Origin of the sequence: Acinetobacter nosocomialis, assembly GCF_041021905.1 — a bacterium.
GTDB classification, from domain to species: Bacteria; Pseudomonadota; Gammaproteobacteria; order Pseudomonadales; family Moraxellaceae; genus Acinetobacter; species Acinetobacter nosocomialis.
Map to the genome: position 1 here is coordinate 2,542,121 of NZ_CP157432.1, position 25,153 is coordinate 2,567,273.

Annotated in this window: 23 protein-coding genes; 13 read left to right on the forward strand and 10 right to left on the reverse strand. The window is 38.3% G+C overall.

Annotated elements, in window-relative coordinates:
- Positions 1 to 34 precede the first annotated feature (34 nt).
- The 5 genes from pgaD to ABLC00_RS11880 form a co-directional block, all read right to left on the reverse strand.
- A complete protein-coding gene (gene pgaD, locus ABLC00_RS11860; RefSeq protein WP_004708055.1) occupies positions 35 to 499 on the reverse strand; it encodes a poly-beta-1,6-N-acetyl-D-glucosamine biosynthesis protein PgaD in 465 nt (154 codons plus the stop codon).
- Positions 496 to 1,743 (reverse strand): poly-beta-1,6-N-acetyl-D-glucosamine synthase, encoded by a 1,248-nt coding sequence (gene pgaC / locus ABLC00_RS11865; RefSeq protein ID WP_002049144.1) that lies wholly within the window; start codon positions 1,741 to 1,743, stop codon positions 496 to 498. Before pgaC ends, pgaD begins: the two co-directional genes overlap by 4 nt.
- Positions 1,743 to 3,572: a poly-beta-1,6-N-acetyl-D-glucosamine N-deacetylase PgaB gene (gene pgaB / locus ABLC00_RS11870; RefSeq protein ID WP_004886456.1), complete on the reverse strand. Its 1,830-nt coding sequence runs from the start codon at positions 3,570 to 3,572 to the stop codon at positions 1,743 to 1,745. The genes pgaC and pgaB overlap by 1 nt, the downstream gene beginning before the upstream one ends.
- Positions 3,572 to 6,010 (reverse strand): poly-beta-1,6 N-acetyl-D-glucosamine export porin PgaA, encoded by a 2,439-nt coding sequence (gene pgaA, locus ABLC00_RS11875; RefSeq protein WP_004886452.1) that lies wholly within the window; start codon positions 6,008 to 6,010, stop codon positions 3,572 to 3,574. The genes pgaB and pgaA overlap by 1 nt, the downstream gene beginning before the upstream one ends.
- A gap of 387 nt (positions 6,011 to 6,397) precedes the next feature.
- Positions 6,398 to 7,234 (reverse strand): pyruvate, water dikinase regulatory protein, encoded by an 837-nt coding sequence (locus ABLC00_RS11880; RefSeq protein WP_000004354.1) that lies wholly within the window; start codon positions 7,232 to 7,234, stop codon positions 6,398 to 6,400.
- 147 nt (positions 7,235 to 7,381) lie between these two features.
- On the opposite strand from ABLC00_RS11880, the gene ppsA reads away from it, so the two are divergent.
- From ppsA to alr, 12 genes are all read left to right on the forward strand, one after another.
- A complete protein-coding gene (gene ppsA, locus ABLC00_RS11885; RefSeq protein ID WP_170318176.1) occupies positions 7,382 to 9,769 on the forward strand; it encodes a phosphoenolpyruvate synthase in 2,388 nt (795 codons plus the stop codon).
- Between the two features lie 64 nt (positions 9,770 to 9,833).
- Entirely contained in the window at positions 9,834 to 10,589 is a 756-nt protein-coding gene (locus tag ABLC00_RS11890; protein ID WP_002049111.1) for an RDD family protein, read from the forward strand.
- A 315-nt stretch (positions 10,590 to 10,904) separates the two neighbouring features.
- Positions 10,905 to 11,957: a ubiquinol oxidase subunit II gene (gene cyoA, locus ABLC00_RS11895; protein ID WP_002049341.1), complete on the forward strand. Its 1,053-nt coding sequence runs from the start codon at positions 10,905 to 10,907 to the stop codon at positions 11,955 to 11,957.
- A gap of 3 nt (positions 11,958 to 11,960) precedes the next feature.
- Positions 11,961 to 13,952 (forward strand): cytochrome o ubiquinol oxidase subunit I, encoded by a 1,992-nt coding sequence (gene cyoB, locus ABLC00_RS11900; protein ID WP_002049358.1) that lies wholly within the window; start codon positions 11,961 to 11,963, stop codon positions 13,950 to 13,952.
- Between the two features lie 4 nt (positions 13,953 to 13,956).
- The gene (gene cyoC, locus ABLC00_RS11905) at positions 13,957 to 14,577 is read left to right on the forward strand and encodes a cytochrome o ubiquinol oxidase subunit III (protein ID WP_002049203.1); all 621 of its coding nucleotides are present in this window, start codon (positions 13,957 to 13,959) and stop codon (positions 14,575 to 14,577) included.
- Positions 14,577 to 14,906, forward strand: a complete 330-nt coding sequence (locus ABLC00_RS11910; protein ID WP_000094534.1) for a cytochrome o ubiquinol oxidase subunit IV — start codon at positions 14,577 to 14,579, stop codon at positions 14,904 to 14,906. The genes cyoC and ABLC00_RS11910 overlap by 1 nt, the downstream gene beginning before the upstream one ends.
- 10 nt (positions 14,907 to 14,916) lie before the next feature.
- Positions 14,917 to 15,795, forward strand: coding sequence for a heme o synthase (cyoE, locus tag ABLC00_RS11915; RefSeq protein WP_004886446.1), 879 nt, complete (start codon positions 14,917 to 14,919; stop codon positions 15,793 to 15,795).
- A 181-nt stretch (positions 15,796 to 15,976) separates the two neighbouring features.
- Complete coding sequence (rpsF, locus tag ABLC00_RS11920; RefSeq protein ID WP_002049107.1) at positions 15,977 to 16,360, forward strand: 30S ribosomal protein S6; 384 nt, start codon at positions 15,977 to 15,979, stop codon at positions 16,358 to 16,360.
- An 11-nt stretch (positions 16,361 to 16,371) separates the two neighbouring features.
- Complete coding sequence (gene rpsR / locus ABLC00_RS11925) at positions 16,372 to 16,599, forward strand: 30S ribosomal protein S18 (protein WP_000090661.1); 228 nt, start codon at positions 16,372 to 16,374, stop codon at positions 16,597 to 16,599.
- An 8-nt stretch (positions 16,600 to 16,607) separates the two neighbouring features.
- The gene (gene rplI / locus ABLC00_RS11930; protein WP_000382591.1) at positions 16,608 to 17,054 is read left to right on the forward strand and encodes a 50S ribosomal protein L9; all 447 of its coding nucleotides are present in this window, start codon (positions 16,608 to 16,610) and stop codon (positions 17,052 to 17,054) included.
- Between the two features lie 202 nt (positions 17,055 to 17,256).
- On the forward strand, positions 17,257 to 18,702 hold the full coding sequence (gene dnaB / locus ABLC00_RS11935; RefSeq protein ID WP_002049228.1) for a replicative DNA helicase: 1,446 nt from the start codon (positions 17,257 to 17,259) through the stop codon (positions 18,700 to 18,702).
- A gap of 32 nt (positions 18,703 to 18,734) precedes the next feature.
- Positions 18,735 to 19,805: an alanine racemase gene (alr, locus tag ABLC00_RS11940; protein ID WP_006580568.1), complete on the forward strand. Its 1,071-nt coding sequence runs from the start codon at positions 18,735 to 18,737 to the stop codon at positions 19,803 to 19,805.
- Positions 19,806 to 19,861: 56 nt separating this feature from the next.
- Here the strand turns inward: alr and ABLC00_RS11945 are convergent, their stop codons facing one another.
- The 4 genes from ABLC00_RS11945 to ABLC00_RS11960 are packed head-to-tail and all read right to left on the reverse strand — an operon-like array spanning position 19,862 to position 23,564.
- The gene (locus ABLC00_RS11945) at positions 19,862 to 20,596 is read right to left on the reverse strand and encodes a proteasome-type protease (protein ID WP_002049189.1); all 735 of its coding nucleotides are present in this window, start codon (positions 20,594 to 20,596) and stop codon (positions 19,862 to 19,864) included.
- Positions 20,597 to 20,612: 16 nt separating this feature from the next.
- A complete protein-coding gene (locus ABLC00_RS11950) occupies positions 20,613 to 21,392 on the reverse strand; it encodes a transglutaminase family protein (protein ID WP_004886437.1) in 780 nt (259 codons plus the stop codon).
- A 2-nt stretch (positions 21,393 to 21,394) separates the two neighbouring features.
- On the reverse strand, positions 21,395 to 21,991 hold the full coding sequence (locus ABLC00_RS11955) for an alpha-E domain-containing protein (protein ID WP_002049176.1): 597 nt from the start codon (positions 21,989 to 21,991) through the stop codon (positions 21,395 to 21,397).
- Between the two features lie 22 nt (positions 21,992 to 22,013).
- Entirely contained in the window at positions 22,014 to 23,564 is a 1,551-nt protein-coding gene (locus ABLC00_RS11960; RefSeq protein WP_004886434.1) for a circularly permuted type 2 ATP-grasp protein, read from the reverse strand.
- A gap of 225 nt (positions 23,565 to 23,789) precedes the next feature.
- Here ABLC00_RS11960 and ABLC00_RS11965 point away from each other — a divergent pair, with 225 nt between their 5' ends.
- Positions 23,790 to 24,797 carry a YafY family protein gene (locus ABLC00_RS11965; RefSeq protein ID WP_002049181.1) on the forward strand — a complete coding sequence of 336 codons (1,008 nt, stop codon included), beginning with the start codon at positions 23,790 to 23,792 and terminating at the stop codon, positions 24,795 to 24,797.
- 33 nt (positions 24,798 to 24,830) lie between these two features.
- Here ABLC00_RS11965 and ABLC00_RS11970 read toward each other — a convergent pair whose 3' ends face one another.
- On the reverse strand, positions 24,831 to 24,980 hold the full coding sequence (locus tag ABLC00_RS11970; RefSeq protein WP_369028948.1) for a hypothetical protein: 150 nt from the start codon (positions 24,978 to 24,980) through the stop codon (positions 24,831 to 24,833).
- Between the last annotated feature and the right edge of the window lie 173 nt (positions 24,981 to 25,153).

Here is a 25,153-nt window from a genome sequence, read left to right on the forward strand (position 1 = left end):
AAAAAGCATGGTTGATAGACCATGCTTTTTTTACTCATTTCAAATCATATCGAGTTAAATACCCCTGATCATCATAATGTAAGATGATGCGCTGAGACTTTTGTAACTCTGATAATGACTCGGTACTGACCATAAATTGTGAAGCCAATAACTCAACAGGACTATTCGGAGCTTTGCTGCGGCGATCATCACCATGAAATCTAAGCCAGTTATAACTCGCCCATAAAATCAAGACCAAAGCACTTAAGGATATTAAAAGAAGTAAATGGAGGACTGTATTAACTTCAGAAATATGATCTACCCATACATAGTCATAGATGAGATGCCCTTCATAAAACCATAAAAATAATGAAACCAGTGGGAAAAACAGCCACATTAAACAAAACCAGCCTACTGTTTGCAAAGTATAGTTTGCGGTTTTATTTTTCACATATTTAGGCTGATCAATATATTCTGGGATATCTAAAACTTCTATGTCATTATTTTCTTTATTTTTCATGAGTTATCTCCTCGAAAGCCTCGGTCAGGACTTACCCAACGAGCACGCTTTTTGGTATTAAATATAGTTTTAGGGACTGCAACTACACTAGTAAATAACGTCAGTAGCCAGAAAAATAATGGATACCAAATTACCCAAAAATAATTTCTAAAAAGACGTCCACGGTCATAACGATGATCTATCCATAAACTTACTAAAAATTGGATGAGGCATGTTCCACCCAATATCACGCCATACCATTGGGGCATGAGTGAATTAATCTGCCACTGCTGAGGTAAATCAATAAAAAGTCCGATTAAGAAAAGCAAGAAAATAAATATCATCACATACGACCAGACAATACTGACTAAAGCTTCAAGCATAACTGGCCACATACGGCGTAAACGGATTTTGAACATTTTTGGAATATATTCCAATAAGACTTCTACCCCACCTTGTGCCCAGCGTAAACGCTGCTTCCAAAGGCCTTTAAAAGTTTCAGGCATATAGATATAACAAAGTGCTTGAGGAATATATTGAATATCCCAATGGTCCATCTGAAGCTTCCAAGAGATATCAATATCCTCAGTAATTTTGTCATCAGACCAAAATCCAACACGGACTAAAGCAGTTTTTCTAAATGCAACAATTACACCCGATACTGTAAAAATACGACCATACGTACGCTGCGCCCGCTTAATCAATCCAATAATTGAAGAAAACTCACCAACCTGTAATTTTCCTAATATACTTGAACGGTTGAGAATTCTAGGATTTCCAGTGACGGCTCCAATACGAGGAAATTTTAGAAATGGCTGCATAAGCCAAAGTACAGCATGAGGATGTAGTAAAGCATCTCCATCAATACAAACTAAATATTCGTATTTACTTACTAAAACTCCCGATCTTAAAGCCACTGCCTTACCTTGGTTTTCCGCTAAGTGCACGACCCTTAATCGAGTATCCTGAGCTGCCAACTCATCAAGAATTTCTGCAGTTCTATCACTGCTACCATCATTGACAGCAATCACTTCAAAATTTGGATATTTTGTTTGTAAGGCATAACGAATAGTTTGCCTTACCTGAGCTTCTTCGTTAAAACAAGGAATAATAATGCTGCACCCTTCATTTGAAGGCTCAGGTAACTGCTGTTCATGGTATTCTCTTTTAAAGAAAAACCAGAGGCCACCTACCATCCATGTCCACGCCATAAGCAGAGGATATAAAAAGGCAAAAGCAAATAGAATATCGAGTAATACTCTCATTACTTTTTCCCCTCAGTTGCTAAACTAGCGAAGGGTTGATACATGACCGAACTCGAATTCAAGCTCATTGGGTTATATAAATACTCATGAACATTTTTTGAATTTTCAAAGGAATAACCTTCAACCCCAAATTTCTGAATACCTATGCGCTGAATATCAAAAAGGCCTTGTTTTACTTCTTGCCAAGCATTTCTCTGGTCATTTTCTGGCAATGTTAATGTCAGCATAATTCGTTGCTTGTATTTCGCATCAAGTGTATTTAAAAGTTCTAAGACATGTTTAAATTGTTTCTGCTTACCCACAACATTAAATTTTAGATTCACTAAATCATGTTGGGTTAATAGTGATTTTAAAAGCGCTGGCAATTGATCGATATGCTCTAAGTCAGGCGTAAGCAGCAGACTAAACTGGGCCTGATTACTCATATTCAAATAAGGCCTTGCAGCTTTTTGAGTCAGTTGACTCAGTTGTGATAATTGCTTTACTTCTTCAACACAGTTACTTTCTTTTATCGTTGCACTTTGCATAGCACAATTTAAAGCAGTTCCAGCATTAAGTTGAATACCACTTAAATTGCTATTAAAACGTGCCATATCTTTAGCTAAATCTGCCACCAAAAACGGTTTATTTTTTTGAGGATATACAGGTAACTCTAAAATGACCGCTTGTCCTGCACGAGTCTGTGCCTGCCATAGACTACGGTTTAAGATATCTTGTTTAACTGGCATTTGAGTTGTTGGGAAATAAGCAACGTCATATTGCCCATCTCCATCTTGATCATCTAAAGGCTTCAATATCAGCGTATTGTTTTTTAAGCTATAAAGTTTGGATAACAATGCCCCTAATTTTTCATCTGACTGAATATTGGTTGAAGCAGCTAATTGTTTTAAATCCATACTCACAAAATGTTTTGGCTGTTTATATAAATCTTTCTCTGCCGAGTTCAAGATATTGAGTAAGGTCTCAGACAACTGTTCAGCTGTAGAGTTATCCACCATAAGACTACGTTTAAAGGTAACGTCATTAATCTGATTTACCCCATCACGTCCTAAACTAAAAGAAAAAGTGAAACCTGCCTGTTGAGCTAGTTTTTCTAACTGCTGATTGACCGCACCATACGGCCATACAATTGCTTTCGGCTCTACACCCAATTCCTTTTTTAAAACATCATGAGATTTTTTTAAATCTTTTAAAATACGTTGCTGATATTCCACATCCGTTTCATAACGCGCTTGTGATTTTAAATACATATAAGAAGTTGCTGCGGGTTGTTCATTCCCTTGAGGGTTAGCAAGCACACCATGATGCAAATCATCACTATGACTCGCAAACTCAGCTAAGCCAGAAGCCTGCATTTCTCGTACTTGCTTCCAATTGACTAAGTTCCCTTGTCCATAGGCTTCATAGCCAGCTTTTGTATTACCGTTAAGCCAACTGGTTGGGAGTGCAAAAACTGCCGGAATCCGATATTGCTTGAGCAATGGAAATATACGACTGTAGCTACTTAAAGCACCATCATCAAAGGTTAACAAAATAGCATTATGAGGTAGTTCTTTACCTTGCTTACGAGCCTCTTCAATATCTTTCAGGCGAATTGGCTTCCAGTCAGATTGACTCAACCAGTCAAAGAATTGCGCTAAATTTTTAGTTTGAATTGCATAAATATCCCGATCGCCTTCTTTTAAAACATCATCTCTGACATCATGAAAAGTTAAAGAAACTGTATGATTTTTTGGTAAATCTTTTTCTATTTGGGCATATGTAAATTGCAGAGGTAACAATGTTGAAGCTAAAGCACAGCTCAACATTTTCGAAAATAAATTATTCATTAAAAACGCCCTTCAAATCCGAAAATACCATAGGTATGCTGTTCATCATGTCCATCGTAAGGATGGTATTGCCAACCAATTCCATAATTGAGTTGCCATGTACGTGATAGTTGCCATTGATGTTGATATTGCAAAGAATAGGTTGGCTTAGTGGAATAATCGGCTTGTTTATAAAGCCCCACTCCAGCCTCGAAATGCTGTTTAAATGAACGCTCATATTCACGCCAAGTCACCCAGTCATGGCTTAAGTTCAACTCCGCGCTGTAATGCGAACTTGGGCTAAAATAAGTAGTTTGATCTTGACTATTACTGCCGTAAAAACCACGAACAGTGCCATAAGTAATGTGATGCGGCGCCGCAAATAGTCTTTCACGCCAAAAAGTTGAAAATTCTTGTTGTTTATTACCATCACTGATATCAGTCAGACCGTAACTTGCGCCAATTTGACGTGATTCATCTTTTTGCCATGTCAAAGCAGCTCGGTAAGACTGGCCATCTTCTCCCGCATCAATTGCCTGTAGAGGGATGTCAGCCTGGCTGTTATATTGCAATTGATACTGCCAGTGATCGTTTAACCACTGAGACCAATCAAGACGAACACCTGCTTGTCCGCCATCTGTACTTTGCGACAAGATCGCAGACAATGCCTTACGATTAGCTTGCCATTCGGCCCCGATACCATAGCGCTGGTTATGCACGTCACCAAAATTATATTCGCCATAACGATCTTGATACCAAGCAAATAAACGATAATTATCCTTAATCCAAGGGCTATTAAGACGTGTTTCCATTTCACGGTCTTTTAAACCATTCTGCCCACTTACAGTATCACTATTGTCGGCCTTACTTTGGCCCCAAGTAGTTGAGTGTGAAATTGTGGCTCTATTACGATCATCCAACTCTTTGCGGCTTTTTATGACACCACTATCATCAGGATAATATTGCTCTAAGTTTTGAGTGGTTTTCCGCCATGTCGGAATATCACCTAAAGCTTGAGCATTCTGCATTTCATTAATGCGAGTGTCTTTAGCAATCGGATCTATACCATTTAACCGGGAAATTGTTTTTTTTGCCTCTAGCGGTTTTTCTCTCCACCGTTCTACACGCGCAAGATTATTAATCAGGCTCTCATTCGCAGGTGCTTGCTCGACTGTTTTTTGAAAGTGCTGTTCAGCTTGATCCAGATGATTAGCGTAGGCTAAATGCATCCCTTTTAAAGCAATATAATCATCACGATCAGGATGGCTTGTTTTATCTACACCTTTCGCCTGACTATATTTATAAGTCGGAATAAGGTGATCAACTTTTGCCAAAAGCTGTTCAGCTTCCTTATATTTTTCCTGTTCAATATAGGAATAATACAATCCGGTATAGACGATCATATCCGGATAATTTTTTTCGTTTAGAAGTGTCTTATAAGCAAGTTCAGCTTGCTTTGGCTTCTGCTCCGCCAAATAACTATCAGCAATTGCATGACGTACATATGCCGGTAATTTTTCGAGTGGAATATTCAACTGGGTGAAATTCTCTATAACCTCTTTTGAACGCCCTCTAAAATCTAGCGCATACAAATAATCGTAGTGAAACCTTAAATAGTTAGGGTTGTTTGGTGACATTTGCTGTTGTATTTTTTGCCCTTGTTCTAAAACAGCATCTAATTCAGCATAGCTTTCTGCATCTGATAAGCCTTGGCGATTTAAGTATTTATAGCGGGCAATTGCATTATTGACATGCTGAGAAAACTCACTGACTTGTAAAGTTTGCTGTAACTGCTCAGTTTGCTGATTTTTTTCGTTTACTTGAAGTAATTGCTGGGCTTTTTTATATGCCCCAATAGCAGCCAAGTCATAAACATACTCTTGCAAAACAGCTGAAGACTTAGAATTTTGCTGATAAGCTTGTTCAATTGTAGCTAAGGCCTCTACGGGCAAATTTATTAAACGGTAAGCATATGCAACCTGTACCAACTGATCAGTATTTAAACCTTTAATGTTGATATTTGATAACTGAGTTTTAGCATTCGTTGAGTCCTGAGCTTCAGCATATAAAACCGATAGTAAGATACGCCCATCGACTGATTTTTGAATATTAAGTTTATTTGACCAATCAATTGCTGTTTGAAAATGTTTAAAATCACGAAAATTTCGAATTAAAGGTAACTTTGCATATTCAGGAAAATTCACATAATTAATATTTTCTAAAAAATTGGAAAAATTCGTCAGATCCTTTTTTTCACTTGACATAACAATTAAATAATCAGCAAGCAATTTTTGATCATACGGATAATGTTTTAACAATTGATCGAGTTGAGAAACAGCCTGTTGAGTTTGGCCTGCTCTATAATTTTGAACAGCTTGCTCACGCAGTACATCAACTTGAGCTGCGTATAAATGAATTGGTAAGAGATATACCAATGAAAAAACACATTTTTTTAGCATTTTGATAATCGGATAGTCCCATATCGAGATGGGAAATTATAGTTAAAAATGTGAAATGCATCACAATAAATAAATAACAAGCGATAGAGTTAACAAACGAAAAATGTGTAGAAAAAAAGTATTTGTTTATTTAAAAAATAATTAAAAACAACTATTTATTAAAATATAGATTATTATTTTATATACATTTCTTTTCAAAAAGCTTATTTTATCTCACAAACTCCCTATAAAAAATTTACACGCTGATAACTAATCAGAAACTATTTATTAACTTAGCGTTTTATATTTAAAACTTTTATTTTCAATATGTATTAAAAATAAAAACCATTCAATTCCAATATATTAATATTATTCAAATTGAATGGTTTAAATAAATATTTGATTTAATTAACCGATACGTCGCTTTAAACCAGTCATTTGTAAAATACGAGTAGAAATTTCTTCAATCGACATTTCAGTTACATTTAAATATTTAATACCTTCTGAAATATAAATACCTTCAATCGCTCTTAATTCCATTTGGCACTGGCTAAAACTTGCGTATCGACTATTCGCTTTACGCTCACTTCGAATCGCCACTAAACGTTCTGCGTCAATCATTAAACCAAAGAGCTTACTACGGTGTTCTCTTAATACTGCTGGTAAACGGTTATCATCTAAATCTTCTTCGGTTAAAGGATAGTTAGCAACACGAATACCGAACTGTAAAGATAGATAAATAGAAGTCGGAGTTTTTCCGGAACGAGACACACCAATTAAAATTAAATCAGCTTTGTCATAGTGTCGGGTGCGTGCCCCATCATCGTTATCAAGTGCAAAGTGAACAGCATCAATACGGGCTTTATAATATTCAGAGTCAGTTACCGCATGTGTTTGCCCAACCAGTGTCGTTGGTGGTGTACCGAGTTCCTGCTCTAGCTTACTAATTAATCCTTCAAACACATCCAGATTAACTGCTTTAGCCGTATTAATAATTTCTCGTACATGCGGATCAACTAAAGTATCAAATACCAATGGTAAACATCCATCTCTGGTTTGACATTTATTAATCTCAACCACAACTGCCATTGCTGCCTCTTCAGTTGTAATATAAGGCATGATGTGAATATCAAAATCTACATTGGGAAATTGGGCTAATAACGAATGTCCAAGGGTCTCGGCAGTAATCGCAGTTCCATCAGAAATAAAAAAAACACTCCGCTTAAATTGTTTACTTTCTGACATTAAAATTCTCCTTAAACATTTGTCTTAGTGCTATATAATCTTTATAGTAAACTGATCTTACATGACTGTCGCTTAGTAAAATTCTCAACTAAGCACTTTATTTTTTTAATTTCATGCCAAGATAGACATTAATACTGCAAAAGTGGAGTGAAAACTTTGGAAGCGCGCGTAATCGGTCTAGAAAAATTAGGGAAACACGATGTCGAACTCGTAGGTGGGAAAAACTCATCTTTGGGTGAAATGATCAGCCATTTATCAAATGCTGGTGTATCGGTACCTGGTGGTTTTGCAACAACTGCACAGGCCTATCGTGAGTTCTTAGACCAAAGCGGTCTTAACGCTCGAATTCAAGCAGAACTTGCACAGCTTAACGTTGATGACGTAAATGCACTTGCAGAAACAGGCGCTAAAATTCGTCAATGGATTGTAGAGACTCCACTCACTGCAACCTTAGAACAAGAAATTCGCGCCGCTTTTACAGAACTTTCTAACGGCAACCCTGATATCGCGGTTGCCGTTCGTTCATCTGCAACTGCTGAAGATTTACCAGATGCATCTTTCGCGGGACAACAAGAAACTTTCTTGAATATTCGCGGTATTGATAACGTACTTATCGCCATCAAAGAAGTATTTGCTTCTTTATATAATGACCGTGCTATTTCTTATCGTGTACACCAAGGCTTCGATCATGATGTTGTCGCATTATCTGCGGGTGTTCAACGTATGGTCCGTTCTGAAACTGGCGCTGCGGGTGTAATGTTTACCCTAGATACCGAGTCTGGTTTCCGTGATGTCGTATTCATTACTGCATCTTACGGTTTAGGTGAAATGGTTGTGCAAGGTGCGGTTAACCCTGATGAATTCTACCTTTCTAAACCATTATTAAATGCTGGAAAACATGCGGTATTACGCCGTAATCTTGGCTCTAAGCACCAGAAAATGATTTATGGTGAAGAAGGCTCAGCAGGTAAGTCTGTTGTTGTTGTCGACGTTGAAAAACAAGAACGTCAACAGTTCGCATTAAATGATCATGAATTACAAGAGTTAGCTAAACAAGCGCTTATTATTGAGCAACATTATGGCGCTCCGATGGATATTGAATGGGCAAAAGATGGTGACGATGGTCAAATCTATATTGTTCAAGCTCGTCCTGAAACCGTAAAAAGCCGCCAAAATGTTGGCACAATGGAACGTTACCTACTCAAGCAAAAAGGTACTGTACTTTGTGAAGGCCGTTCAATTGGGCAGCGTATCGGTTCTGGTAAAGTCCGTATTGTTAACTCAATTAAAGAAATGGACAAAGTACAAGACGGTGACGTACTTGTATCAGACATGACTGACCCAGATTGGGAACCAGTAATGAAACGTGCTGCGGCTATCATTACTAACCGTGGTGGTCGTACGTGTCATGCTGCAATTATTGCTCGTGAACTTGGTGTACCAGCAATTGTAGGTTGTGGTAACGCAACTGAAGTATTAACTGATGGTCAAGAAGTTACTGTTTCTTGTGCTGAAGGTGACACTGGTTTCATCTATGAAGGTGCATTAGATTTTGAAGTTCAGCGTAACTCTATTGAATCTATGCCTAAACTTTCATTCAAAATCATGATGAACGTAGGTAACCCTGACCGTGCCTTTGACTTTGCTCAAATTCCAAATGAAGGTATTGGTCTTGCTCGTTTAGAGTTCATTATTAACCGAATGATTGGGGTCCATCCTAAAGCCCTCCTTAACATTGAAAGCTTACCTCGTGAAACTCGTGCTGCTGTAATGACACGTACAGCTGGCTATGCATCACCTGTAGAATTCTATGTTGAAAAACTAGTTGAAGGTATTGCAACACTTGCAGCTGCTTTTGCTGATAAACCAGTCATTGTTCGTATGTCTGACTTTAAGTCAAACGAATATGCAAACCTTATTGGCGGTAAGTTATACGAGCCAGAAGAAGAAAACCCAATGCTTGGTTTCCGTGGTGCAAGCCGTTATGTTTCGGACAACTTCCGTGATTGTTTCGAACTTGAATGCCGCGCGCTTAAAAAAGTTCGTGATGAAATGGGTTTAACCAATATCCAAATCATGATTCCATTTGTGCGTACAGTATCTGAAGCAAAACGCGTGATTGAGTTGTTGGCTCAAAATGGCTTAAAGCGCGGCGAGAATGGATTAAAAGTCATCATGATGTGTGAATTACCAACTAACGCATTATTAGCTGAACAATTCCTTGAACACTTCGATGGTTTCTCTATCGGCTCTAACGATTTAACTCAATTAACACTTGGTCTTGATCGTGACTCTGGTATTGTTTCTCACTTATTCGATGAGCGCGATGCTGCTGTAAAAGCTCTTCTTTCTATGGCAATTCATGCTTGTCGTAAAGCCGGTAAATATGTCGGTATTTGCGGTCAAGGACCATCTGACCACCCTGACCTTGCAAAATGGCTAATGGAACAAGGTATTGAATCAGTGTCTTTAAACCCTGACTCAGTTTTAGATACATGGTTCTTCCTTGCTGAAGAAAAAATCAAGCAAATCTAATTTGTTATAGAAAAAGACCCATCCGTGGGTCTTTTTTCATCTTTAGAATAGAGAATTTTTACTTATGCAAATTTACTTGGCACGTAATAATCAACAAGCTGGGCCTTATACCTTAGAGCAACTAAATCAGATGTTGGCAAGCCAACAAGTTTTACTTACTGATTTAGCTTGGCATGAAGGCATGACAGAATGGAAAGCTTTAGGAGAATTAACCCAAGGTAAACTTGTATATCAACCTACGGGTTATTCTGCTTTTTCGGCAAATACAAATACGCCTTATAACGAGACTATCCAGCAAATTCGAGTCGAGACTAAGACACATGAGCTTGCTTCAATTTCATCTCGTGCGCTTGCAAAAATTATTGACTTATTACTTTGGTTACCTATTGCAGCCATTCCGTCTTTTTTCTTTAACGAAGCTCAATATAAACAACTTTTTGAGTTACAAAAACAGATGCAGTCTGCTGAAGTTGCATCAACCAAAGCAGCTGAACTTCAGCAGCAGCTTTTTACACTAATTCCAGTGGAAGCGTGGCATACAATGTTACTTTATGTAGTAATAATGCTCGCTATTCAAGCATTTTTGTTGACCAAGTTTGGGCAAAGTATTGGTAAAAAAATTGTCGGAATTAAAATTGTCGATGCTGAAACTAATGGTAAAGTTAATCTAACACGTATCTTCTTACTCAGAAGTATCGTTTTCATTATATTAAACTTACTATTTATGCCAATTAGTACAATTATTGACTATGCTTTTGCATTAGGACAAAAGCGACAGGCTTTACATGACAAAATTGCAAGAACAAAAGTGATCAAATGACAGTGAATGACTGATTCATTTAATGTCTAAAAAAAAGGAGGCGCCCCGCCTCCTTTTTTCTATAGAGAGTTGATATTTAAATAAAAGCTCCATCATAATTCGATACCCTACAAAAAAAATCGGGTTTTAAAACAATTATTTCAAGCTGCTTTACATGTAGCTTAGTTTGTCGATATGAGGCATAATGCCCTACAACGTAGCGGTGTCGCATCATTGAGAAGTCTAAATTTTAAGACTAGCGTTCTCAATCATGCGACACTTTAATCGCTATCCCATATTTAATTAGGGAATGGGACTCTTCACCGAGGTTGTAAAATGAGACAAACGATTTTAGCTGTATTGTCTTTATCAACGCTTGCCGCACTTTTGACTGGGTGTGGTGGTGATATGGTACTTCTAAACTCTAAAGGTCCAGTTGGTCAAGGTCAAAGTGACCTTATGATGACTGCGATCTATTTAATGTTACTCGTGGTGATTCCTTCAATCATCATGGCATTATGGTTTGGTTGGAAATATCGTGCGTCAAATAAAGATGCAGACTATAAACCTACATGGGCACACTCAACTGCAATTGAAGTTGTAGTATGGGGTATCCCTGTCATTATTATTGGTATTTTAGCTTGGTTAACTTGGTGGGGTTCCCACAAGTATGACCCATACCGTCCTTTAGAATCAGATAAAGCACCTTTAACTATTCAGGTTATTGCTGAACAGTTCAAGTGGATTTTTATTTATCCTGAACAAAACATTGCGACTGTTAACGAAGTACGTTTCCCAGAAAAAACTCCGTTAAGTTTCAAAATCACGTCTAACTTCACAATGAACTCATTCTTCATTCCACAGTTAGGTGGCCAGATTTACGCGATGGCAGGTATGCAAACTCACCTTCATTTGTTAGCAAATGAAACTGGTGTATATCGTGGTTTCTCTTCTAACTACTCAGGCTATGGTTTCTCTCAAATGCGTTTCAAAGCGCATAGCGTTACAGAGCAACAATTCAACGAATGGGTAGCAGCAGTTAAAGCTGGTAATGGTTCAACTATTAATCCAGAAGCAGTGCAAAAAGCTACGCTTGACCAAGCTGAATTGGCAACCTTACGTGATGGCGATCGTTCTAAGCACCAAATCGAGCATTTAGTCAATCGTGCTAAAGCTGCTGGTGATCAAGAAGCGCTTGCTAAAGCAGAAGCGATGAAACCGTTCCCGACTAAGCCACACCCTGTGACTTATTACTCTTCAGTTGAACCAAAACTGTTTGAAACAGTTATCAACCATTATATGAGTAACTATCATGGTGCTGACCACTCTGCTGGGCATGCAACAGCAGAAACTCATGCTGCAGCTGAACACGCTGCTCAAGGGGAATAAGACATGGATATGATTTTTGGTAAATTGGGTTGGGACTCTATCCCGACAGAGCCAATCGTACTTGTCACCATGGTCTTTATGGCACTTGGTGCAATTGCTGTGCTTGGCGGTATCACCTATTTCAAAAAATGGGGATATTTGTGGAAAGAATGGTTTACAACTGTAGATCATAAAAAAATTGGTATCATGTATATCATCGTATCTGTCGTCATGCTTTTGCGTGGTTTCGCCGATGCGATCATGATGCGTTTACAACTTTTCCTCGCTAAAGGCGGTGGTGAAGGTTATTTACATCCTGACCATTACGACCAGATCTTCACCGCACACGGTGTAATCATGATCTTCTTCGTAGCAATGGGTCTCGTTGTAGGTATGATGAACATCTCTGTTCCTTTACAGATTGGTGCTCGTGACGTTGCTTTCCCATTATTGAACTCTTTAAGCTTCTGGTTATTCGCTGGTGCTGCTGGTTTAATGATGCTTTCACTTGTATTAGGTGAATTTGCTGCGACTGGTTGGATGGCTTACCCTCCTCTGTCTGGTATTCAATATTCTCCTGGTGTAGGTGTTGACTACTATATCTGGGCACTTCAGGTTTCTGGCCTAGGTACGCTTTTATCCGGTGTTAACTTCTTCGTTACCATCATCAAGATGCGTGCACCTGGCATGAAATTAATGGACATGCCTATTTTCACGTGGACTTCACTTTGTACGGCAGTATTAATCATTGCATCATTCCCTGTATTAACAGGTACGCTTGCAATGCTTACATTAGACCGTTACTTTGGCTTCCATTTCTTCACAAATGAGCTTGGCGGTAGCCCAATGCTTTATGTGAACTTGATCTGGACATGGGGTCACCCTGAAGTATATATCTTGGTATTACCAGCATTTGGTTTATACTCAGAAATCGTTGCAACCTTCTCTCGTAAAGCGTTGTTCGGTTACAAGTCTATGGTGTATGCAACAATTGCAATTACTGTATTAGCATTCGTTGTATGGCTTCACCACTTCTTTACCATGGGTGCTGGTGCGAACGTTAACGCGTTCTTCGGTATCATGACCATGGTTATTGCGATTCCTACTGGTGTGAAAATCTTCTCTTGGTTATTCACCATGTATAAAGGTCGCATCACCTTTACTACTCCAATGTTATGGACGCTCGGCTTCCTTGTAACATTCGGTATCGGTGGTTTAACTGGTGTACTTATGGCTGTTCCGCCTGCGGACTTCTTGGTACACAACTCATTATTCTTGATCGCTCACTTCCATAACGTAATTATTGGTGGTGTGGTGTTTGGTATGTTTGCCGGCATCATTTACTACTGGCCAAAAATGTTTGGTTGGAAGCTCAATGAAGCTTGGGGTAAAGCTGCATTCTGGTTCTGGTTCTTTGGTTTCTATTTTGCATTCATGCCACTTTATATCCTTGGTTTCATGGGTATGACTCGTCGTTTGAATACATATGACAACCCTGAATGGGATCCATACCTTGCGATTGCATTATTTGGTGCTGTTCTTGTTGCGATTGGTATTGCATGTTTCTTAATGCAAATCATCGTTGGTTTCTTACAACGTCACCAAAACATGGACCACACAGGCGATCCATGGGATGCACGTACACTTGAATGGGCTACTTCTTCCCCTGCTCCATTCTACAACTTTGCGCATGAACCAGATGGTAGCGGTATTGACCGTTTCTGGACTGACAAAGAAAACGGTGTAGCATACGCACGTAATACTAAATATGAAGACATCCACATGCCGACTGATCGTGCTGCTGGTTTTGTCATTGCAATGTTCATTACTCTTCTTGGCTTTGCACTTATCTGGCATATTTGGTGGCTCGTTGTTGTTTCATTCGTTTCAGCTGTTATTAGCTTGATCGTAAGCTCATTCACTAAGAATGTTGATTACTATGTTCCAGCTGCTGAAGTTGAGCGTATTGAAAACGAACGCTATGCTTTACTTGAAAAACACTTGAAGAAGGACTAAGGAAATGGCTGAAGTACTTCATCACGACAACCATGGCCACGATGGTCATCATGAACATGATGATACAGATTTAACGGTCTTTGGTTTCTGGACATACTTGATGAGTGACTTGATTCTTTTCGGATCACTCTTCATTGCGTTCGCTGTATTAAGCAGTCATGTTCCAGCAGGGACTCCAAGTGCATATGACCTGTTCCATAATTCATTAGGCTACGTGTTAACTGAAACATTTGCCTTATTGATTTCATCGGTAACTTTCGGTTTTGCTGTACTTGCCTCTTATAAAAAGAATGTAAATCAAGTTATTACTTGGTTATTTATTACATTCCTTTTTGGTGCAACCTTCATCGGTATGGAGCTCTATGAATTCCATCACCTTGTAGAGGAAGGTCATGGTCCAACTCATAGTGCATTCTTGTCATCGTTCTTTACTTTGGTTGGTACGCACGGTATCCACGTAACTTCTGGTTTAGTGTGGATGTTGGTATTGATGTATCAAATCAAAACTAAAGGTTTGACTTTACCGAATACACGTCGTCTTGCTTGCTTAAGCTTGTTCTGGCACTTCCTTGACATCGTTTGGATCTGTGTATTCAGCGTCGTTTACTTACTGGGAGTTCTCTAATGAGTAGTCATGAGCATAATGCTGCTGGTGCGTCACACGGTAACTTTAAGCAATACACTGTAGGTTTTATTCTATCTGTTATCCTTACCATCATCCCATTCGGGATGGTGATGGCAGGCGGTTTCAGCCGTGGTCTTTTAGTTACAGTGATTGCAATTACTGCCGTTGCTCAGGTTCTTGTACAACTTGTGTACTTCTTACACATGAATACATCATCTGAACAACGTTGGAATATGATTGCATTTATCTACACGATCCTATGTATCGCTGTACTGTTAATCGGTTCTGTGTGGATTATGAATTATCTTCACTACAATATGATGATCTAAACTGATTGTCATGTTGAAAAAGTATTTATTCCTGACTAAACCAGGAATTCTCTTCGGTAATTTCGTTACCACTTTGGGCGGCTTCTTCTTAGCCGCCCAAGGCTCTATAGACATCTTATTATTATTGCTCACTCTCATTGGAACAACGTTAGTCGTTGCCTCAGGTTGTGTCGTCAATAATGTTATTGATCAAGATATTGATACAAAGATGCAGCGCACTCAAAACCGCGCACTTGTTAAAAAAACCATCTCTCCTACTGTTGCGCTTATATATGCGTTTGTACTTGGGATAATTGGTTTTAGCATTTTGTGGTTTGGTGTAAATGGTTACGCATTTTTGTTTGCAGTAATTGGTTTTGTTGTCTATGTCGGTTTTTATAGCTTGTGGACCAAACGTACCTCAATCCATCAAACCGTTATTGGTAGTATCTCCGGAGCGAGTCCTCCTGTTATTGGTTATACAGCGGTAACTCATCAATTTGATGTGGCAGCCTTGCTTTTGTTTTTAGCATACGGTTTATGGCAAATGCCTCACTCTTGGGCAATTGCAATTTATCGTTTTGATGATTACAAAAATGCAGGAATTCCAATTTTGCCTGTAGCACGTTCTATTTATCGTACGAAAATTGAATGTGTAATATATATCCTGTTATTTGCAGCTGTTTTGAACGGGTTATATTGTTTTGGTTATACCAATGTATTCTTTTTAATTACCTTTAATGCTTTAACTGCATACTGGTTCTATTTATCGATTATTGGATTCAAAGCCGAAAACGATCAACTTTGGGCTAAACGTTTTTTCCTCTACTCGGTCATATTAATTACCCTGTTAAGTTTGAGCTTTAGCTTTACCTATCAATCCCCTGCTCCAAATCTTCCTCTCTTTTAATTAAGGGAGGATTTCCTCCTCAAAAACAACTTTTCATATTTCTTATCAAAAGATTTGTTTTTAGTCTAATTTTTACCTATAATTCAGCCTTCGCATTTTTTGCGACGTAGCTATTTATATTTTAGCTATGACTCCTTGCTTCTAATTTTTTAGGGGCTGTTTAAACCGTAAGGAGCTGACAATGCGTCATTACGAAATCGTACTTTTGGTACATCCAGACCAAAGCGATCAAGTTGTAGGTATGGTTGAACGCTATATCTCTCAGATCAAAGAAGCTGATGGTCAAATTCACCGTTTAGAAGATTGGGGCCGTCGTCAATTGGCTTACCCAATTAACAAAATTCACAAAGCGCACTACATTCTTATGAATGTTGAATGTGGTCAAACTACGCTTGATGAGTTAGAAGAATTATTCCGTTATAACGACGCGATCATTCGTAACCTTATCATCCGTCGTGAACACGCAATCACTGAAGAGTCATTGCTTGCTAAGAGTGCTGAAGAAAAGCGTGCGCGTAAAGCTCAACGCGAAGAAGCACAGCAAGTTGCTCAAGAAGCTGAATAAGGAGAACATCAATGGCACGTTTTTACCGTCGTCGCAAGTTCTGCCGCTTTACAGCTGAGAATGTTGCGTACATCGACTACAAAGATATCGACACTTTAAAACAGTACATCACTGAAAACGGCAAGATTGTTCCTAGCCGTATCACTGGTACTAAAGCTCGTTATCAACGTCAATTAGCACTTGCTATCAAACAAGCTCGCTATTTGTCTTTGATTCCGTACACTGACAACCATAAGTGAGGTGATCTGTGGACGTTATCTTATTACAACGCATTAAGAACCTTGGTAAATTAGGCGATAAAGTATCAGTTAAAGCTGGTTACGGCCGTAACTTCCTTATCCCTCAAGGTAAAGCAGTTGCAGCTACTGAAGCTAACACTGCTGCTTTTGAAGCTCGTCGTGCTGAACTTGAGAAGCAAGAAGCTGAAGTATTAGCTGCTGCTCAAGCACGTGCTGAACAATTGAATGAAGTTAACATCGTTATCACTGCTAAAGCTGGTGACGAAGGTAAACTCTTCGGTTCTATCGGTACTCGTGACATCGCTGACGCGTTAACGAATGCTGGTCTTACAGTTGACCGTGCAGAAGTTCGTTTACCAAACGGTGCGCTTCGTCACACTGGTGAATTCAACATCGCAATCCAATTGCATCATGATGTTGTTGCAGAAGTTCTCGTTACTATCGTATCTGAGTAATTTCTCATCAAAAAAAGAGCATGCTCACGCATGCTCTTTTTTTATCTCTTAAATTTATGAAATAAAATTAGATATATTAATTCCTGATCAGTTCTTCAGTTTAATTGGTTTTTTAATTAGGTAGTTTATTTATTTTTGTTTTAAGATAGTTCTCGGCTTAAAACCCTTTTTTTGTGCACACATTTTATCATCAGGTCTAATTATGTCTCAGGCGAATGCCACTTCTTTAACGCTTTCATCTCCAACAGAAAATAAGACGAGTGAATCAGGCCAACTTAAAGAGTTTCGCACTCCCCCACACAATTTAGCCATTGAACAAGCAGTGCTTGCTGCATTGATGACCGTTGCTGAATCTTTTGAACAAATCAGTGACCTACTCAAAGAAAATGATTTTTATGCCACTCGTCATAAATATATTTACCGCGCAATTGAAAAATTAGCGCAGGAAAATTCACCTTATGATGCGGTCTTAGTGAATGACTGGCTTTTAAAACAAAACTTACTTGATGCTATTGGTGGTGAAGAATACTTAATGCAGCTTATGGCTGATTCACCTTCAAGTTTCTATAACCTTGAAACCTATGCAACCAAAATTAAAGAATTCTCTACACTACGCAGTATGATCAAGGTAAGTACTGAAATTTTACAAAATGCTTATGACACAAAAGGGCGTGGTGTTAGTGAAATTTTAGATTTAGCCGAAACCAGTATTTTCTCTTTAGCTGAACAGCACAATAACAATAAAAAAGATTCTGGCCCTAAAGCAATTAGCTCTGTAACAGCCGATGTAATTAGTAAACTTGATGAACTTTCAAAACTCGATGGCAATATTACTGGTTTAACTACTGGCTTCTTAGAACTCGATAATAAAACTTCCGGTATGCAACCTGGAGACTTAATTATTGTCGCGGCACGTCCGTCTATGGGTAAAACTACCTTTGCCATGAACTTGGTTGAAAGTGTTTTGCAATACAATAAACTCCCTGCTCTCGTATTCTCTATGGAGATGCCAGCCGACTCAATTGCAATGCGTCTAATCTCTGCAATGGGTAAAGTTCACCAAGGACATTTACGTTCAGGTAATTTAGATGCAGATGAGTGGACTAAAGTTACTGGTACTATTTTGCAGCTTCAACAAATGCATTTATACATTGATGATTCGTCAGCTTTACCACCAACAGAGGTTCGTGCCCGAGCTAGACGTATTGCAAAAATGCATGATGGTAAAATCGGCTGTATCATGGTCGATTATTTACAATTAATGAAAGTTCCGGGTATGGGCGATAACCGTGTTGGCGAGATCTCGGAAATTTCACGAAGCTTAAAAGCCTTGGCAAAAGAAATGCACTGTCCTGTGATTGCACTTTCCCAGCTTAACCGAAGTCTGGAAAACCGTCCAAATAAACGCCCAGTAATGTCCGACTTACGTGAATCGGGTGCGATTGAACAGGATGCCGACTTAATCATGTTCATTTACCGTGATGAAGTCTATAACAAAGAATCTAAAGAAGCAGGCACCGCAGAAATTATCATTGGTAAACAGCGTAACGGCCCTATTGGTACTGTTCGCCTTGCCTTTGAAGGTCAATATACTCGTTTTAGTAATCTCTCTCCTGAGTATTACAGCCAATATGATGATGAAGAATAAACTCTATCTCTAGCCCAAAGGAGTAAATGAGGGTGCGTCAAGCAACAGTTTATATTGATCGCCAAGCGCTTCAATATAATTTAAACCGTGTCAAACAACTCGCAGCAAATTCAAAAATCGTAAGTATGGTAAAAGCCAATGCTTACGGACATGGAGTCAAAGACTGTTTAGCAGCCTTAAATGCCTCAGATGCCTTTGGTGTCGCCTGCCTACAAGAAGGATTAGAAATCCGTGAACTTGGTTTCGAACAACCAGTTACTTTAATTGAAGGCGTATTTTCTGAAGATGAAATGCCCGTCGCAATTGAGCAAAAATTTGAATGTGTTATTCATCATCAACAACAGTTTGAATGGTTAATTAAACACAAACAAGCATACATTGCCCAAGGCTTAAAAGTATGGGTTAAATTAAATAGCGGTATGAACCGTTTAGGTTTTAAGAACCCAGAAGTTATTGAAATCATTAAAACTTTAAAATCTGAAGGATTTACCTGTGTACTTGCTATGCATTTTGCCAATGCAGATGTAGACCATCCTTTAAATGAACAACAAAAACAGCAATTTTTGCAAGTAAAACAAGCTTGTGAACCAGTTTTAGCATCTTGCTGTAATTCAGCGGCTATTTTTAAATGGCCAGAAATGAATTTTGACTATGTACGACCGGGTATTATGCTCTACGGTGCTTCACCTTTTGCAGATAAAACAGTACATGAGCTTGATTTAAAACCAGTCATGACTTTCACAGCAGAAGTTATCGCGTTAAATCATATTCAAGCTGGTGAACATGTGGGTTATGGTTCAACTTTTTGCGCTCAACAGGCTATGGATATTGCCATAGTTTCTATTGGCTATGGTGATGGTTATCCAAGAGCTTATGTTAAGCAAAACTTTGTCGCTATTGATGGCAAACTTTGTCCAGTTGTAGGACGTGTAAGTATGGATATGATAGCGATTGATGTCACAAATACTCAGGTAAAACTTGGTACCCAAGTGGAACTTTGGGGTAATCATCGTTTAGTTGATGACGTTGCTGAAGCTAACGGCACAATTGGTTATGAATTACTTTGCCGCTTAAGCACTCGTCCAGTCCGCCAAAGTACTTAATAATTTAGTAAATAAAAAATCCAAGCTTGCTTGGATTTTTTTATTTGAAATACCTTTTAACGCCAATAATCATCTGTAGGTTTAGGCATTTCCTGTAAACCACGACGTAAAGTATCCGACCACTGACGACTAATTTGTGAAAAATATGGATCATCTTCACTAATTCGTTTACCCATAGGAATCACAAAACTATCTCTGCTATAGACCAAGGCATCTAATGGTAAACCTACCGACACATTAGAACGCAGTGTTGAGTCAAATGAGATTAAACTACAGCGTAGAGCATCATCTAACGGCATTGCATAATATAAAGCACGATCTAAAATAGGCTTACCATATTTACTTTCACCAATTTGAAAGTAAGGCGTGTCGGTTGTAGCACAAATAAAATTACCTTGCGGATAAACATTATAAAGCTGCATATCACCGCCTTTAATTTGTCCACCCACCAAAATACTACAAGCATAATTCATTTGTTCTTGAGTATCTGAGCTAATATCTTCTAAAACATTTTTTAAAGTTTTACCGACTAAATCAGCCACTTCAAACATTGTATTAATACTATATAAATTAGGCTCTTGCTGCAAAGTAAGCGCATTTTGCAAATGCCCGATAACCGCTTGTGTCGTTGCTAAATTACCTGCTGTTTGCAAGGCAATAAAACGCTCTCCCGTTACACCGAAAGTATGAAGCTTACGAAATACAGAAATATGATCGACCCCTGCATTAGTTCGAGTGTCACTTATAAACACCAAACCCTGTTCTAATCTCAGCGCACAACAATAGGTCATTTCGTTCTCTTTACATTCAACAAGCCAACACTTGAACCACAGACATCATATTTTCAATACCACCCTGTTCTCGCACACCTCTAATTGGGGCAACATCAAGATAGTCCCGTCCAACTGCGAGATAAATATGATGCTTTGGCGTAAACAATTGATTGCTTACATCAAAACAATACCACTGATTATCTAAAAATACCTCCGCCCAAGCGTGACTGGCAAGGTGCGGATAATTTTGATCAAATAAATAACCAGAGACATAACGTGCTGGTAATTGTAACGCACGACACATGGCGATTAAAACATGTGCATGATCTTGACATACTCCTTGAGCTGCATGAAAGGCTTGCGTGGCAGTCGTATGAACAGATGTACTATCTGGTTGATATGGCATCTTTTGCAGAATATTTTCACTGAGCAAAGCAATGTGTTGTCGATCTTTGACGGTTACAATTTTCTGGGCAAAATCCAACATTTCAGAATCATATTGAGTGGCCGCTGTACTTTGAAGAAATATTTTTGATGGTATAGGTACATCTACTCCACCTATCTCTGTATTTAAAAGCTCAACAATACCCTGCGCCATAAAAGTAAGATGTTGGTATTCATAACGCTGCGTAGCGGTTAACCAAATATTATTAAAAATATCTCTTTTGAGTGTCTTATCACCTGGCACACTGATTGCCCAATTCACAACATGTTGATGCAGCGATGTTTGAGGCATCATCTTAATATACTGAATACTGTTTTTAGCAGTTTCAGTATAGTTATAATGCGTTTGATGATTAATCATCAATTTCATAATCATGCCTCGAACATATATTCCAGCTGCTGAGTAAAATTATAATAAGCATCCCAAGACGGATGATCTTTTAATAATTGCCAAGATTGATTTAGCTTCTCCCATCCTAAGTCATTCAGCTGTTGAAGCAATTTTTCTAGCTCCTGTAAAAGTCCCGTAAGGTCTTGCTGAAAACGTAGTTGTATATCTAATTGCTCTACTTTCTTTCCTAAATTCAGAAATAAGGCTATATCTTCATTTTCAGAATCAAGTATTTGATTACATTGAGCTAAAGCTTTATTTAATGAATCAGGATGAGCTTGAAGTGACTTAATCGCATGATTCAGTTCGGCATAAGCGCTAGAAGATAGTATCCCTCTTAACTCTTGAATATTATCTTTAGCAATCATGAACTGGTTCAGTAATGAATATGTTTGTTTCGTATCCAACATATAGCAGTTCAGTAATTCTGCTTGCTCAATGACCAGTCCAAATGCCGCTGCAAATTGAGTTGCTTTTTCATCATCGGTAAATGGTAAATGTGATACAGCAAATTTAATCCGCATTAAATAACGGCCCAACCAATAAATGTGGTGTGCACTCGAATTGAGTAAAACCATAAATTTCCTCTTTAACCGACTATTAGGAATGTAGCGTTTCAACGACCCATGTATCTTTAATGCCTCCTCCTTGTGAGGAATTTACGACTAAAGATCCTGCTTGCATGGCCACTCGTGTTAAGCCTCCCGGTACAATTTCAGTGCGATATGGGGAACTCAATACAAACGGACGTAAGTCGATGTGGCGCTCAGCCACTCCTGATGTCGTTAAAGTCGGTGCAACAGATAAAGCTAATGTTGGCTGTGCAATATATTCGTGTGGTGTAGCAATCAATTTTTTTCTAAATTCATCAATTTCACATGCACTCGCCTTAGGACCAATTAACATGCCATAACCACCAGACCCTTGAGCTTCCTTAATCACTAATTGATCTAGATGAGACAATACATAGTCTAAATGTTCTTTTTCTCGGCATTGATAAGTAGGGACATTCTTCAGAATTGGTGTTTCACCTAAATAATATTGAATCATCTGATCAACATACGGATAAATCGATTTATCATCGGCTACACCAGTACCAGGTGCATTTGCAATCACTACATTTTTTTGTAAATAAGCGGACATAAGACCTGCTACCCCTAGGGCACTATCAGGTCTAAAGGCAAGCGGATCTAAAAAATCATCATCTAACCGACGATAAATCACATCAACCTTTTGACGTCCACGAATTGTTTTTACAAAAACTTGATCATTTTCTACAAATAAATCTCGGTTAGTAACCAGTGGCACATCCATTTCACGCGCCAAAAAGGCATGTTCGTAATAAGCACTATTAAAACGCCCTGGTGTTAAAACTACGATAAAAGGACAATCAACTTCTGAGTTTTCTTGAAGTATTTCTTTTAATAAGCTTGGGTAATGTTCAATGCCTTGCAAATTATTTGCAGCACAAAGTTCAGGCATGAGTTGCTGACTAATATTTCTACATTCAATCATATAAGAGACGCCAGAAGGTGTTCTTAAATTATCTTCTAGTACAAAAAATTCACCTTCGCCATCTCGTATAATATCTATGCCGCTAATTTGAGAATAAATTTTACCTTTAAGCTTGTGCTTGAGCATGTGTGGCTGAAAAGCCTCATGACAAATAATATGATTTTCTGGAATTAACTGTTCCTTTAAAATATGTTGTCCATGATAAATATCATCTAAAAAATAGTTTAAAGCTTTAACTCGCTGTGCACATCCAGCTGCTATTTTTTCCCACTGTTTTTTTTCAATTACCCTCGGGATTAAATCAAAAGGAATGGTTCGCTCTACACCCTCTTTATCGCCGTAAACATTAAATGTAATACCGTGATAGAGAAAATGTTGTTTGGCCTCCGTATTTAACTGCTTAAGCTCATCTAAAGTTCGAATGCTCAACCATTGCTCAATTTTTTTAGAAGCAGCACCGTTAGATGTCACATCGTCTAGCATTTCGTTAAAAAACTGCGATTTTAGCTGTTCAAATAAGTTCGTTTGTACCGAAAGATTGTCCATAAACGAAGTCTGGTTAAGTAATGCGGTGGTCGCCTGCTCTTGTAAAAAATAATCAATATCGGCTTGTAGGTCTTTCTCTTGTTCTGACATAGCAACCTCGTCTTATCATTTATCTATATTTCATTTTTAAATAAGCAATTTCAGTGCCACTTATATATCTATAATGCTTATTGGCTTTCATTGTTATAACTTTCTTTTAAATTTTAGCATTGATTGTAAAAGGTGCCATAAACCGAATCTGACAAACTTGCTAAATGTGTAAAGTTTTTTTATTGTGTTGACACCAAAGCAATTGGATATAGATGTATTACGCTTATGTCTGTAATAGAAAAAGAAACTTCAAATAGTTTATATCGCCAGTGGCAGATTCTATCTCGCCTTCCTACCGGTAAATGGATCGGGACTCGAGAATTGCAAGAAATGCTTGAGCGTGAAGGTATCGAAATCAGTTTAAGGACAATTCAGCGTGATTTAAATCAAATTGCTCAGCGTTTTCCAATTGAAAGTAATAAAGCTGTGCCTCAAGGCTGGCGGTGGCAATCAGATGCACCAATTCAAAGCTTACCGCATATGACAAGCTCTCAAGCAGTAACCTTTATGATGGTTGAAGAACATCTCAAACATTTGCTCCCACCAAGTCTACTTGATGAGATGGGTCCTTGGTTTGACTTAGCAAAACGTAGTCTGTCTACACAAAATAATGTAAGACAATGGATTAATCGTGTCCGTATTGTGCCAGCAAGCCAACCACTGATTCCACCTGTAGTCGACCGTGCTGCTCAACAAGCAATTTACGAAGGCTTACTGCAAGACAAACAAATTGAGTGTGTTTATCAAGCCCGTGTAAATCAAGGCGAAGATAAAACTTATATTTTAAATCCGCTTGCATTGGTCCAAAAAGGTGCTGTTATTTATTTAATTTGCACCCGCCATGATAAAACCGAAGTACAAACCTTTGCCCTACACCGCTTCAAATCCGCTAAGGTTTTAGAAAGTCGTGCGCTCCACCCCGTTAATTTTGATATTGATCACTATATTGACTCGGGTGCTTTAGGTTTCAGGGTAGACTACAACCAACCTACTGAATTGATACAGCTCACCTTAACCATGACTGAACAAACTGCCAAAACTTTTTATGAAAGTCAGTTAAGTAAAGATCAGACAATTACTCCAATTGAAGAAAACATTGTCGAAGTTACGGCAACTGTTCCTTTTACATCTCAACTCGTCTGGTGGTTACGAAGTTTCGGTAAAAAGTTGCTCCATATTGAACCAGTTCAAGTACACAATGCAGTACGAGAAATTGAACCTGATAACAAATGACTAGATATAAAAAAGAGAACCGTCAGGTTCTCTTTAGATTTTGAATAATAATTTTCTTAATTTTATATTAGTATTTAGAGTTTTATTTATTTTCAGATCATTCTGTTCTCCTCCACCAAAATGATCTGCTTCTTCTTTTGCGCTATGTTGAACATGAGCATTGGCATGCCAAATCATATCCATTATAGCGAATTGATTTCATTGTCATGTTTAAAGCCCTCTTGTTTGAACGTGAATTCAATATAACGTTCGTTTTAAAACATGTGAAATAAGAAAAAAAGGAAGTGAAATCTATTTTCTTCCTTAGGAAGTTTCCATATATTTTTTGATAAGAAAATAAAAAGCCCAGTCTTAAC